10 protein-coding genes are annotated in these 12,778 nt (G+C 60.3%); 6 read left to right on the forward strand and 4 right to left on the reverse strand.

Annotated features, from left to right (window positions below; genetic code table 11):
- Positions 1-8: 8 nt before the first annotated feature.
- The 4 genes from ACSQ83_RS01475 to ACSQ83_RS01490 all read left to right on the forward strand — a co-directional run bounded on the left by ACSQ83_RS01475 (position 9) and on the right by ACSQ83_RS01490 (position 4,217).
- Positions 9-758, forward strand: a complete 750-nt coding sequence (locus ACSQ83_RS01475) for a sigma-70 family RNA polymerase sigma factor (RefSeq protein ID WP_414951061.1) — start codon at positions 9-11, stop codon at positions 756-758.
- The gene (locus ACSQ83_RS01480) at positions 758-1,525 is read left to right on the forward strand and encodes an anti-sigma factor (RefSeq protein WP_436227007.1); all 768 of its coding nucleotides are present in this window, start codon (positions 758-760) and stop codon (positions 1,523-1,525) included. Before ACSQ83_RS01475 ends, ACSQ83_RS01480 begins: the two co-directional genes overlap by 1 nt.
- Before the next feature lie 213 nt (positions 1,526-1,738).
- Positions 1,739-3,145 carry an argininosuccinate lyase gene (gene argH, locus ACSQ83_RS01485; RefSeq protein ID WP_414951059.1) on the forward strand — a complete coding sequence of 469 codons (1,407 nt, stop codon included), beginning with the start codon at positions 1,739-1,741 and terminating at the stop codon, positions 3,143-3,145.
- A gap of 130 nt (positions 3,146-3,275) precedes the next feature.
- Positions 3,276-4,217: a bestrophin family protein gene (locus tag ACSQ83_RS01490; RefSeq protein ID WP_436227008.1), complete on the forward strand. Its 942-nt coding sequence runs from the start codon at positions 3,276-3,278 to the stop codon at positions 4,215-4,217.
- 72 nt (positions 4,218-4,289) lie between these two features.
- Here ACSQ83_RS01490 and ACSQ83_RS01495 read toward each other — a convergent pair whose 3' ends face one another.
- The 4 genes from ACSQ83_RS01495 to apbC form a co-directional block, all read right to left on the reverse strand.
- Complete coding sequence (locus tag ACSQ83_RS01495) at positions 4,290-6,584, reverse strand: Orn/Lys/Arg decarboxylase N-terminal domain-containing protein (protein ID WP_414951057.1); 2,295 nt, start codon at positions 6,582-6,584, stop codon at positions 4,290-4,292.
- A gap of 104 nt (positions 6,585-6,688) precedes the next feature.
- A complete protein-coding gene (dcd, locus tag ACSQ83_RS01500; protein ID WP_414951056.1) occupies positions 6,689-7,258 on the reverse strand; it encodes a dCTP deaminase in 570 nt (189 codons plus the stop codon).
- 211 nt (positions 7,259-7,469) lie between these two features.
- Positions 7,470-7,943 (reverse strand): superoxide dismutase family protein, encoded by a 474-nt coding sequence (locus ACSQ83_RS01505; protein ID WP_436227084.1) that lies wholly within the window; start codon positions 7,941-7,943, stop codon positions 7,470-7,472.
- 234 nt (positions 7,944-8,177) lie between these two features.
- Complete coding sequence (gene apbC, locus ACSQ83_RS01510) at positions 8,178-9,266, reverse strand: iron-sulfur cluster carrier protein ApbC (RefSeq protein WP_414951055.1); 1,089 nt, start codon at positions 9,264-9,266, stop codon at positions 8,178-8,180.
- A 271-nt stretch (positions 9,267-9,537) separates the two neighbouring features.
- On the opposite strand from apbC, the gene ACSQ83_RS01515 reads away from it, so the two are divergent.
- Positions 9,538-10,194, forward strand: coding sequence for an OmpA family protein (locus ACSQ83_RS01515; protein ID WP_414951054.1), 657 nt, complete (start codon positions 9,538-9,540; stop codon positions 10,192-10,194).
- Positions 10,195-10,591: 397 nt separating this feature from the next.
- Entirely contained in the window at positions 10,592-12,733 is a 2,142-nt protein-coding gene (gene metG, locus ACSQ83_RS01520) for a methionine--tRNA ligase (protein ID WP_436227009.1), read from the forward strand.
- Positions 12,734-12,778 lie beyond the last annotated feature (45 nt).

Here is a 12,778-nt window from a genome sequence, read left to right on the forward strand (position 1 = left end):
GGGGACACATGGTGAGCTGTGCGGCCAGCGCTGATTGTTTCGCGCGCCGCGGGGCTCGTATCCGTTGTTACGCAGGCAAAAACGAGACGGATGCATCCGGATGCAAAAAAACCTGTGCGATTCGAAAGAATTATTTCTGTAAGATCAATCGCGCCGCCCACCCGACCGGTCCCATGACGACAACACTCCCCCACGACCCGACCCCCGACACCCTCGTGCAACTGCTCGATCGTGTCGCCAGCGAAGACGCCGCCGCGTTGCGCGCGCTCTACGATTTAACTTCCTCGAAACTGTTTGGCCTCGCGCTTCGTATATTGGTGAAGCGTGAGTGGGCCGAAGAAGTTTTACAGGACGCGTTCGTCAATATCTGGCGATACGCGGGCGACTACAAAGCCGGCCTCTCCGCACCGATGACCTGGATGGCGGCTATTGTCCGCAACCGGGCCCTCGATTATTTGCGGCGGCAAAAGGCCAACGGGGCAAGCGCCGAAACAGAATGGAGCGACGCTTTGGACGATACCTTGCCCACCAATGAGGCAGATCCCTCCGACCAGATGTTGATGAGCCAGGAGGCGCGGCAACTCGCCATCTGCATGGGGCGGCTCGAAGCCAATCAGCGACAGGCCGTGGCGCTGGCCTATCTGCGTGACCAGAGCCACAGCGAAGTGGCCGATGTCCTGAAAGTACCGCTGGGCACGGTGAAGTCGTGGATTCGGCGCGGCCTCGAAAAACTCAAGACGTGCCTGGGAGGTCTGTGATGGATCTGCATCGACACGCAGGCCTGGTGGACCAACTCGCCGCCGAGTACACGCTCGGCGTGCTGCGCGGGGGATCGCGCAGACGGTTTGAAACTATTTCGCAGCACGATCCGGCGATACGCCTGGCCGTCGAAACCTGGCGTTTGCGACTAGCGGCAATGACCGAACTCGGGCCGGCGGTCGCGCCGCCGCCGGAGATCTGGCCGGCGATCGAGCGACGCTTGAACCTGGTGAACGCCCGGCGCGACGCGGCCGCGGCCCGGCCGGTTTCCCGGCCGAAGCCGAGCTGGTTCGAGAACCTGTCGTTCTGGCGTGGCTGGTCGATCGCCGCTACCGCGATCGCAGCGATTGCGCTGGTTGTGTCCATTCGCGAACTGTCGACGGTCGCGCCGGTGCCAGCCCCCGCGCCCGCGCCGCAAGTCGCGCAGGAGCCGCAGATTGGTTATGTCGCCACGCTTGCCGATGACAAATCGAACCCGAGGATGCTCGTCACCTGGGACGACCGGACTTCCGAGGTCATCGTTCGGCGTTTGAGCGGCTCGTCGGATCCCTCCGATAAATCCATGCAGCTCTGGGGCCTGCCCAAGGAAGGACACCCGGTTTCGCTCGGCGTGCTGCCAGTCGGGGGAACCGCGCGGTTCAAAGCGGCTTCTGTGAATGCGTATCCGATGTTGGCGGTGTCGGTGGAACCTGTCGGCGGATCGCCGAATCCGAATGGGCCGACCGGCCCGGTCGTCTATACGGGTAAGGTGATTCCGGCAGCGTGACGGTTGTTGTTTGACTAAAGAGCTAAGGAGCGTCGCCGAGACGCTCCTTTTTCTTTTGTGCCTTGCATGCGCGTGTTGAACAGCCCGCTTCCCTCCGTTCGATGGTTCCCCGTTCTCATTGCCTGTAAAATCGCCAATTCTGCGGGTTTCTATCCGGATTGCGCTACGCCCGGCCGCCTGCCATCGACTTTCCGCCCTCTTACGAGCATCACTATGACGTCTCAACTGCACAAAAAAGGCGAAGCCTGGTCGGCTCGCTTCAACGAACCAATGTCCGATCTGGTCAAGCGCTACACGTCATCGGTGTTCTTCGACAAACGCCTCGCGCTCGTCGATATCGAGGGATCGCTGGCTCATGCCGCCATGCTGGCCGCGCAAAAAATTATCGCCGATGCGGATTTCCAGGCCATTCAGAAAGGCTTGACGCAGATCCGCGGCGAAATCGAACGCGGCGAATTCGAGTGGAAACTCGACCTGGAAGACGTGCACCTGAACATCGAAGCGCGGCTGACGGCGCTTATCGGCGATGCCGGCAAACGCCTGCATACCGGCCGCTCGCGCAACGACCAGGTGGCAACCGATATCCGTCTCTGGCTGCGTGGCGAGATCGACCTGATTGGTGAATTGCTGGTCGCGCTGCGTCGTGCGCTGATCGATATTGCCGAGCAAAACGCCGAAACGATCATGCCCGGTTTCACCCATTTGCAAGTTGCGCAGCCTGTGACGTTCGGTCATCACCTGCTGGCTTACGTGGAAATGTTCAGCCGCGACAGTGAACGTCTGCTCGATTGCCGCAAGCGCGTGAACCGTCTCCCGCTTGGCGCAGCGGCGCTTGCCGGCACGAGTTATCCGATCGATCGTCACGCCGTGGCCAGGACGCTCGGCTTCGATGGCATCTGCGCAAACTCGCTCGACGCCGTATCGGATCGCGATTTCGCCATCGAATTTACAGCGGCGGCTGCGTTGATCATGACGCACGTGTCGCGCTTCTCCGAAGAACTCGTGCTGTGGATGAGCCCGCGGGTTGGTTTCATCGACCTGGCTGACCGCTTCTGCACCGGCTCGTCGATCATGCCGCAGAAAAAGAACCCGGACGTGCCCGAACTCGCGCGCGGCAAGACGGGTCGCGTGAACGGGCATCTGATGGCATTGCTGACGCTGATGAAGGGCCAACCGCTCGCGTACAACAAGGACAATCAGGAAGACAAGGAACCGCTGTTCGATACCGTCGATACCGTCTCGGACACCCTGCGCATCTTCGCCGAAATGGCAGCGGGTATCACGGTCAAACCGGACGCCATGCGCGCAGCCGCGCTGCAGGGTTTCTCGACGGCAACCGATCTCGCGGACTATCTGGTTAAACGTGGCCTGCCGTTCCGCGATGCGCACGAAGCGGTGGCGCTGGCTGTGCGGATCTGCGTGGACCGCGGCTGTGATCTGGCCGACCTGACGCTCGATGAAATGCGCGCGGAATTGCCGAACGTGGCGAGTTTGATTGGCGAGGATGTGTTCGAGTACCTCACGCTGGAGGGCTCGGTCGCCAGCCGGAATCACGCCGGTGGAACCGCGCCGGAACAGGTTCGGGCGGCGGCGAAGGCGGCGCGCGCGGCGCTGGGGTAATTAAGGCAGCCAGCGAAGCACATTGCGGGACCGATCGTAGCTAATTTGGCTACGATCGTAGCCGATGTGGCTACATTCGCGCGTAGCAACTGCCCGGCACGCAATCACCTCCGTTGTTTTCGGATCACCCATGATCATCCGTCCCAAGCTCAACTGGTTCCGCATGCTGTTCGTCTGGCGCGGGTCCGTGTTGCCGCAACTCCTGCCGCGCCTCGCGCTGATCTTCGTGTTGTCAGTCGCGGCGATCGTGATGCACGACCACGTGCGCAATTACCCGGTCGGGCTCGGCACGCCACCGTTCGCGCTGGTAGGTATCGCGCTCGCCGTGTTCCTGGGCTTTCGCAATAGCGCGAGTTATGAGCGATGGTGGGAAGGCCGCAAGCTGTGGGGTTCGTTGCTGATCCACGGCCGTTCAATTGCGCGGCAAGCACTGACGCTGCCGCGCGGCGTCAAAACCGAAGACACGCGTGAGTTCATCGCGGCAATAGGTGCGCTCGGTCACGCGCTGCGCCACGAAATGCGCCGCACCGATCCCCTACCCGATCTCGCCACGCGCCTCCCGCCGGCGGTTTATCAACGTGTCGTTCAAGCGCAATACCGCTCGTCGCTGATCTTGCGATGGCTCGGCGAATGGGCGAGCACGCGTGCTCGCGAAGGTGCACTCGACGGCTACGGCGAGCTCGCCTTCGAGCAAAACCTGAACGAGTTGTCCGGCGTGATCGGCGGGTGCGAACGGCTGGCATCGACGCCCCTGCCGTTCTCGTATTCAGTGATGATCCACCGGACCGTGTATCTGTTCTGCGTGATGCTGCCGTTTGGGCTTGTCGATGGAGCCGGTCTGCTCACACCGTTGTTCGCGCTGCTGGTCGCGTACGCGTTCATGTCGCTGGAGGCGATTGCCGCGCAGATCGAAGATCCGTTCGGCCTGGAAGAAAACGACCTGGCGTTGACCGCGCTATGCGACTCGCTCGAATCCGCGCTCTACGATATGACCGCTGACCCGGCGTTCACGCGACCACCGAAGGCGTTGCCGGAGCCGGGCGTGGCAGCGCGCCGGTTTATCGTTACCTGAGAAGCCTGCGCATTGACAACGAAGGCCCGCATTCGCGGGCCTTTGTCACTCCACCATTCCTACGTCGTCAAATTATTTTTCGAGCGACACGCAATCGACGAAATACTCGATGCGCCCATTGATCATCTCCCCAACCAAGCCGTGGATATCCGTATGGAAGCCCGGGAAACGCTCGTTGAATTCACGCGCAAAACGCAAATAATCGACGATCGTCTTGTTGAACCGCTCGCCCGGGATCAGCAACGGGATGCCCGGCGGATACGGCGTCAACAGAATGCTGGTGACACGCCCTTCGAGTTCATCGATAGGTACACGATCGATCTCCCGATGCACCAGCTTCGCATAAGCATCCGACGGTTTCATGGCCGGTTCCATGCTGGACAAATACATCTCGGTGGTCAGCCGGGCGATATTGTTGGCCCGATAAACGCTATGGATCTGCTCGCAAAGATCCTTCAACCCCATGCGCTCATACGACGGATGCAGCGCAATGAAGTCCGGCAACACACGCCACAAAGGCTGATTGTTGTCGTAGTCATCCTTGAACTGCTGCAACTCGGTGACCATCGAATTCCAACGGCCTTTCGTAATGCCGATCGTGAACATGATGAAGAACGAATACAACCCGGTCTTCTCCACGATAATTCCGTGCTCCGCCAGATATTTCGTCACGATGGCAGCCGGAATGCCGGTCTCGCCGAATTCGCCGTCCACGTCCAGTCCGGGCGTGATGATGGTCGCCTTGATCGGATCGAGCATGTTGAAGCCTTCGGCAAGCGCCCCGAAACCGTGCCAGCGGTCATTCGGCTTCAATACCCATTCCTCACGATCGCCAATGCCCTCTTCCGCAAGCGCTTCCGGTCCCCATACCTTGAAGAACCATTCGTCGCCGTATTCGTCGTCGACCTTGCGCATGGCGCGGCGGAAATCGAGCGCTTCCGCGATCGACTCCTCCACCAGCGCCGTGCCGCCCGGCGGCTCCATCATGGCCGCGGCCACGTCGCAGGACGCGATGATCGCGTACTGCGGGCTCGTGGACGTGTGCATGTGGTATGCCTCGTTGAAACGATGCTTGTCGAACGTGCTGTTCTCGGAGTCCTGGACCACGATCTGCGACGCCTGCGAAATCCCCGCGAGCAGCTTGTGCGTGGAGTGCGTGGCGAACACCAGCGCGCCCGTACGCGGACGCCCCGCGCCAATGGCGTGCATGTCCTGATAAAACTCGTGGAACTCGGCGTGCGGCAACCAGGCTTCGTCGAAGTGAAGCGTGTCGAGCAAATCGCCAAGGAGGTCCTTGATCATCTCGACGTTATAGATCACGCCGTCATAGGTACTTTGCGTGATGGTCAGAATGCGCGGCTTTGCGTTCGGGTTTTTTGCCAGCGCCTCACGCGTGAACGGATTCGCTTCAATCTTCTTGCGGATGTTTTCCGGTTTGAATTCGTCACGCGGAATCGGTCCGATAATGCCGAAGTGATTGCGAGTCGGCGTCAGGAACACGGGAATGGACCCGGTCATGGTGATCGCGTGCAGGATCGACTTGTGGCAATTGCGGTCGACCAGGACGATATCGCCAGGCGCAACGGTCGCGTGCCAGACAATCTTGTTCGACGTCGACGTGCCATTGGTCACGAAGAACAAATGGTCCGCGCTGAAAATGCGCGCCGCATTGCGCTCGGACGCCGCGATCGGGCCGGTATGGTCGAGCAACTGGCCGAGTTCATCGACGGCATTGCAGACGTCCGCCCGCAACATGTTCTCGCCGAAGAACTGGTGGAACATCTGCCCGAGCGGGTTCTTCAGGAACGCCACGCCGCCCGAGTGCCCCGGGCAATGCCACGAGTACGAACCCTCTTCCGCGTACTGCACGAGCTCCTTGAAGAACGGCGGCGCCAGCGCGTCGAGGTAGACCTTCGCCTCGCGAATGATGTGGCGCGCCACAAACTCCGGCGTGTCCTCGAACATGTGAATGAAGCCGTGCAGCTCGCGCAAGATGTCGTTGGGCAAGTGCCGCGACGTACGCGTTTCGCCGTACAGGAAAATCGGGATGTCGGCATTGCGTCGTCGGACTGCCTGCACGAACGCGCGCAACGCGACGATTGCAGAGGCCAGCTCCGGCGTATCGCCTTCGGCCACCACCACGTTATCCACATACGGCAGCAACTCGTCATCGTCGATCGACAAGATGAAACACGACGCGCGGCTCGATTGCTGCGCGAACGATGTCAAGTCGCCGTAACTCGTCAGCCCGAGCACCTCGACGCCTTCACCCTGAATCGCCTCGGCGAGCGCGCGGATGCCGGAACCCGAGATGTTCTCGGAGCGAAAATCTTCGTCGATGATGACGACGGGAAAACGGAACTTCATGCGGCGAATCTCCAAATGGAACGACCGCTGACCGAGTTGTGCATGCTCGAGTCCAGCGGTCTTTCAAAAAGCGTTGCAACGACGTTTCTGATGATCAAGAAACGTCAGGTTTTCGGCAGTGTTACGCCGATTTGCCCTTGGTACTTGCCCCCACGATCGGCGTATGAGGTCTCGCAGATCTCATCGCTTTCAAAGAAGAGAACCTGCGCCACGCCTTCGTTCGCGTAGATTTTGGCAGGCAAAGGTGTCGTATTCGAGAATTCCAGTGTCACAAATCCTTCCCATTCGGGCTCGAACGGCGTCACGTTCACGATGATCCCGCAGCGTGCATACGTGGATTTGCCGAGACAAACCGTCAGGCACGAGCGTGGAATCCGGAAGTATTCGACCGTGCGCGCGAGCGCGAAAGAGTTCGGCGGGATGATGCAGACGTCGCCCTTGAAGTCGACGAACGATTTCTCGTCGAAATTCTTCGGGTCGACAATCGTCGAATTGATGTTGGTGAAGATCTTGAATTCGTCTGCCACACGAATGTCATAACCGTAGCTGGACGTGCCATAGCTCACGATCTTGCGGCCATCTTCGGACACCCGCACCTGATCGCGCACGAACGGCTCGATCATGTTGTGCTCTTCGGCCATGCGCCGGATCCACTTGTCGGACTTGATGCTCATAGGGAATGCTACCCAACGAAAGAGGCGGCTTGGAAAGAGGCCGCCGGGCTTGAAACAGGGCGCGGCCGGAGACTCGGGATAAATGCAGAAGCACGCCGAAGCCAGCCAGACCAGACGAGAAGCGCGTATTTTACTTGATGCGCGGGATGTGCGACGCGGCTATGCCAACAGGCCAGGCCGCGCGCCGCAACGGCCTGATTTCATTGAAAGATCACTGCCGGATCACGCCGCACGCGAGTGTGGGACCGGCGCCGTGCGGCACGACGGCGTAAGAGTCGGCGGCGTCGCGATGAAGCACGATAGCGCGCGACAACACCGAGCGCACGCCGTCGAGCGACACGTCGGGCGCAACGATGAAACCCGTCGCCGTACCGTTTGCATCGGCGCGAATGCTGGCGAGGTCGCCTTCGACCTTGGAGCCGGAGTCACTGCGTTCGGACGCGGGCGCAAATACGGGACCGCCGTCGGAAGATGCGGGGATGATGCAATCGGCGCGTTCATGAATCTGCAGCGCGTGCTCGCTATTGGGCGGCATTCCCGACAGGTTGTAAGACACCTGGACGCCATCCGAGCGTTCGATGAACGTGACCGTGCCAGTCGCGGCATTGCCGCCGGTAGGCTGCAACGTGGCATCGGCACGTTTTTCGTGGTTCTGGAACAGGAGGCCGCAGCCGCCGAGCAGCATGACACTCGCCAACACGGTGACCGTGGTGCATGCAGCCGTGCTCAAACTTAGTATCAGGCTCGGGACCGGGTGACTCGCAGCAGGCAGTCTGCGCGATTCAGGCCCGTCGAATCTTTGTTTCATGCGATCCTCATGGCGACCCGCGACCACCCCGTGTGTTCACCTGGCCGCGCCAATCAAGGCGACATGATACCGCGACACGCGCCGCCAAAATCGCCCGCGTCCTCGTGTCGCCTAAGTGTTTTGCACGACGATGCTCGGGAACATCGACGTCATGTCGCGCTGGCGTTCGGCAATCGAAATAGCCACCTTGCGCGCGATCGACCGGTAAGCCTCGGCAATCTTGCTATCCGGTTCCGAGACAACCGTCGGCTGGCCCGCATCGGTCTTCTCGCGGATCGCGATATCGAGCGGCAAGTGGCCGAGCACCGGCACGCCATATTCCTTCGACATCCGCTCGCCCCCGCCTGCCCCGAAAATATGTTCTTCATGGCCGCAATTCGAGCAGATATGCGTGCTCATGTTCTCCACGATACCGAGAATCGGGATGCCCACTTTCTCGAACATCTTCAGGCCCTTCTTGGCATCGAGCAACGCAATGTCCTGCGGCGTGGTGACAATCACCGCGCCCGTGACGGGCACTTTCTGCGAGAGCGTGAGCTGGATGTCGCCGGTACCGGGCGGCATGTCGACGACCAGGTAATCAAGGTCCTTCCAGTTGGTCTGGCGCAGCAATTGTTCGAGCGCGGACGTGACCATCGGGCCACGCCATACCATCGGGTTGTCCTGTTCGATCAGGAAACCGATCGAGTTGGCCTGGATGCCATGGCCGATCATCGGGTTCATCGACGTGTTGTCGGGCGATTCCGGCCGGCCGGTGATGCCGAGCATCATGGGCAGCGACGGACCGTAGATATCCGCGTCCAGCATGCCGACCGATGCGCCTTCCGCGGCCAGCGCGAGCGCCAGGTTCACGGCGGTCGTGCTCTTGCCGACGCCGCCCTTGCCCGACGCGACCGCAATGATGTTCTTCACGTTCGGCAGCAGCTTTACGCCGCGCTGGACCGCGTGCGCGACCACTTGCGAGGTGACCGTAACCTGTACGCCGGCCACGCCCGGAACGCCGCTGACGGCGTTCGCCACAAGCGTGCGAATGGTGTCGAACTGGCTTTTCGCCGGATAACCCAGCACGATGTTCACGGTGACGTTCGCCCCGTCCACGGCCACGCTGCGGATGCTTTTCGTGTCCGCGAAAGTGCGGCTGGTATTAGGATCGATCAAACCGCCGAGTGCGGTATCGATCTGGGCGCGATCAAGACTCATCGAAACTCCAGGGGAACGCTTTTTGCTTTGGCGGATCGAATGGTCCGCACGCAAAGTATGAAATTGAAAGGAATTGTTGCACCACGTTGCGCCGCAGCACTGGGCGATGCACTATCCCACGCTGCCATGATTCGGGGACGCATCGTTATAATCGCTTGAATCCTTGGCGGTATTGTAGTGGCAGCCGTTACGACGCGCCGGAAGACCCTACGGGGGCCCTTCCAGCTGTCGATGCCGGCTTTGTCTGATTGGTATCCTGGAGAATGAACACATGAACTCGAAAATGATGACCCGCTTGACCGTAATCGCCGTCGCGGGCGCGCTCGTCGCCGGCTGCGCAACCCAACAAGGCAATAACGCCGCCGTTGGCACGGGCATTGGTGCGGCGTCCGGCGCAGCGCTTGGCGCCATCTTTGGCGGCGGCAAGGGTGCGGCCATCGGCGCGGGCGTAGGCGCAGCGGCGGGCGGCATCACCGGCTACAACTGGCAGGCCATCAAGGGCAAGCTGACCGGCGCAACTCAGGGCACGGGCACGCAGGTAACGGAACAGCCGGATGGATCGCTGAAGGTCAACATCCCGAACTCGATTTCGTTCGATACCAACAGCTACGCCATCAAGCCCGGCTTCGCGCCAGTGCTCGACCAGGTCACGCAGACGCTCACGCAGCATCCCGAGCTGATCGCGCAAGTGGTTGGACATACGGACAGCACGGGTCAGCCGGCGTACAACCAGACGCTGTCGCAGAATCGTGCACAAAGCGTGGCTTCGTATCTGGCTAGCCACGGCGTGGCTGGTCAGCGTTTGTCGGCACAAGGCATGGGCCAGACCCAGCCTATCGCCGACAACAGCACTGAAGCTGGCCGTGCGCAGAATCGTCGCGTGGAAATCTATCTCCGCGCGACTGCACAGCCGGGGCAGGTTCAGTAAGACGGTTGATTTACAGGGGGATTGGCGCGGTAGTTGGGGTCGGAGATTCAATTCGTTTCAAGGCTGAATAGAGAGCAGGCGGGGAACCCGCAGAAAACTCGCCGCCGATACGAAAATATTTGAAACTTTGCTCCAACAGTCCGTGTCTGTATTAACGGTAGGTGGCTGGCTTTGCCGCCACGTGCCATTCTCCTCTTGTCGTTGTTGCTCCGGGGCCGTTAATCCGTTAATCGCCCCGGTTTTTTTTCGTCTGGAATTTGGTGCGAGAGAGCGCTCGCCTACCCCGGCAGCCCTTGCCGCCCTTGGCCGAGTGCGAACGAAAGACGCGTGGCTGTTAGAATCGTGATTCGCTTTTTCACGCAATCACTGAATTCTTCAACCGCAGGGCCAGCGCCTCATGTCAGCACCCACCTCGTCACCATCCGTCTCCGCAGCGGCGTCAGCCACCCCAGGCCATCGCCGGATTCTTGTCACGTCCGCGCTCCCTTACGCGAACGGCCAGATTCACATTGGCCATATGGTCGAATATATCCAGACCGATATCTGGGTGCGCTCGCTGCGAATGCACGGTCACGAGGTCTACTACGTCGGCGCCGACGATACCCACGGCACCCCCATCATGCTGCGCGCCGAGCAGGAAGGCATCACGCCGAAGCAGTTGATCGAGCGCGTGGGGAAAGAGCACAAACGCGATTTCGACAGCTTCGGCATTTCCTTCGATAACTACTACTCCACCGACGCCGAAGAAAACCGCGTGCTGTGCGAATCCATCTACGGTTCACTGCAGACGGCCGGGCTAATCGAAGCGCGCGATATTGAGCAAGCCTACGATCCGGTCAAGGAAATGTTCCTGCCCGACCGCTTCATCAAGGGCGAATGCCCGAAGTGCGGCGCAAAGGATCAATACGGCGATAACTGCGAAGTCTGCGGCTCGACATATCAGCCGCTCGATCTCATCAACCCGTATTCGGTGGTGTCGGGCGCCACGCCCGTGCGGAAGACCTCGACGCACTATTTCTTCCGTCTCTCCGACCCGCGTTGCGAAGATTTCCTGCGCGGCTGGGTCAGCGGACTCGCGCAGCCCGAAGCCACGAACAAGATGCGCGAATGGCTCGGCGATAAAGGCGACGCCAAACTCGCCGACTGGGATATTTCGCGCGACTCGCCGTATTTCGGCTTCGAAATCCCCGGTGCGCCGGGCAAGTATTTCTACGTGTGGGTAGACGCGCCCGTGGGTTATTACGCCAGTTTCAAGAATCTGGCGGATGCGCGCGGCCTCGATTTCGAGGAATGGATCCGGCCGGGATCGAAGACGGAGCAGTATCACTTTATCGGCAAGGACATCCTGTATTTCCACACGCTGTTCTGGCCCGCGATGCTCGAGTTTTCCGGTCATCGCACGCCGACGAACGTGTTCGCTCACGGCTTTCTCACCGTCGATGGCGCGAAGATGTCCAAGTCGCGCGGCACGTTCATCACGGCGAAAAGCGTGATCGATACGGGCATCAACCCCGAGTGGCTGCGCTACTACTTCGCCGCGAAGCTGAACCACACGATGGAAGACATCGACCTGAATTTCGAGGATTTTCAGGCGCGCGTGAACAGCGATCTGGTCGGCAAATACGTGAATATCGCGAGCCGGGCGGCAGGGTTCCTGATCAAGCGTTTCGAAGGCCGTGTGCTGGACAGCGCGATGGATCATCCGCTGCTGCTGCAATTGCGCGCCGCTGTGCCGCAAATCTCCGCGCTTTACGAGGCGCGTGAATACGGGCGGGCGTTGCGCACGACCATGGATCTCGCCGATACCGTCAACGCGTTCGTCGATACCGCCAAGCCATGGGATCAAGCCAAGGACGAAGCCAACGCCGCCGCGCTGCATGAAACGTGCAGCGTGAGCCTGGAAGCATTCCGCTTGTTGTCGCTGGCGTTGAAGCCGGTGTTGCCGATACTGGCGGAATCGGTTGAAGGTTTCTTGGGCATCGCGCCGCTGGCCTGGGCAGATGTCTCGACGCCGCTCAGTTCTTCGCAGCCGATCAACGCATACAAGCACTTGATGACGCGCGTCGATCCGAAGCAGATTGAAGCGTTGATTGCGGCAAACAAGGAATCGGTCGCGCCGGGGCAAGCGGTTGCTGCGGCGCCCGCTCCTGCTTCTTCGTCGAAGAAGGCAGCGAAGGTGAAGGAACCCGAAGCGGAAGGCGTGATTTCCATCGACGACTTCGCCAAGGTCGATCTGCGCATCGCGAAGATCGTGAATTGCACGGCGGTCGAAGGATCGGACAAGCTGCTGCAACTGACGCTGGATATCGGCGAGGAAAATACCCGCAACGTGTTCTCCGGCATCAAGTCGGCGTACGAGCCGCAGGACCTGATCGGGAAGTTCACGGTCATGGTTGCGAACCTCGCCCCACGCAAGATGAAGTTCGGGCTGTCGGAAGGCATGGTGCTCGCCGCTTCCGCTGAGGACGAAAAAGCCGAACCGGGCTTGTATATTCTTGAGCCGCACAGCGGCGCGAAGCCAGGCATGCGCGTGAAGTAAAAGTATTTGGATGGAACAAAACGTAAAACCAAAGGCCGTATTCAA

The organism is Caballeronia sp. LjRoot29 (assembly GCF_964252755.1).
Taxonomy (GTDB): Bacteria; Pseudomonadota; Gammaproteobacteria; order Burkholderiales; family Burkholderiaceae; genus Caballeronia.

Excerpts from the sequence above, each read along its gene's own strand:
- argH (WP_414951059.1), top strand. The coding sequence starts at position 1,739 with ATGACGTCTCAACTGCACAAAAAAGGCGAAGCCTGGTCGGCTCGCTTC.
- ACSQ83_RS01515 (WP_414951054.1), top strand. The coding sequence starts at position 9,538 with ATGAACTCGAAAATGATGACCCGCTTGACCGTAATCGCCGTCGCGGGC.
- ACSQ83_RS01480 (WP_436227007.1), top strand. The coding sequence starts at position 758 with ATGGATCTGCATCGACACGCAGGCCTGGTGGACCAACTCGCCGCCGAG.
- apbC (WP_414951055.1), bottom strand. The coding sequence starts at position 9,266 with ATGAGTCTTGATCGCGCCCAGATCGATACCGCACTCGGCGGTTTGATC.
- ACSQ83_RS01490 (WP_436227008.1), top strand. The coding sequence starts at position 3,276 with ATGATCATCCGTCCCAAGCTCAACTGGTTCCGCATGCTGTTCGTCTGG.
- ACSQ83_RS01505 (WP_436227084.1), bottom strand. The coding sequence starts at position 7,943 with ATGCTGCTCGGCGGCTGCGGCCTCCTGTTCCAGAACCACGAAAAACGT.
- metG (WP_436227009.1), top strand. The coding sequence starts at position 10,592 with ATGTCAGCACCCACCTCGTCACCATCCGTCTCCGCAGCGGCGTCAGCC.
- dcd (WP_414951056.1), bottom strand. The coding sequence starts at position 7,258 with ATGAGCATCAAGTCCGACAAGTGGATCCGGCGCATGGCCGAAGAGCAC.
- ACSQ83_RS01475 (WP_414951061.1), top strand. The coding sequence starts at position 9 with ATGGTGAGCTGTGCGGCCAGCGCTGATTGTTTCGCGCGCCGCGGGGCT.
- ACSQ83_RS01495 (WP_414951057.1), bottom strand. The coding sequence starts at position 6,584 with ATGAAGTTCCGTTTTCCCGTCGTCATCATCGACGAAGATTTTCGCTCC.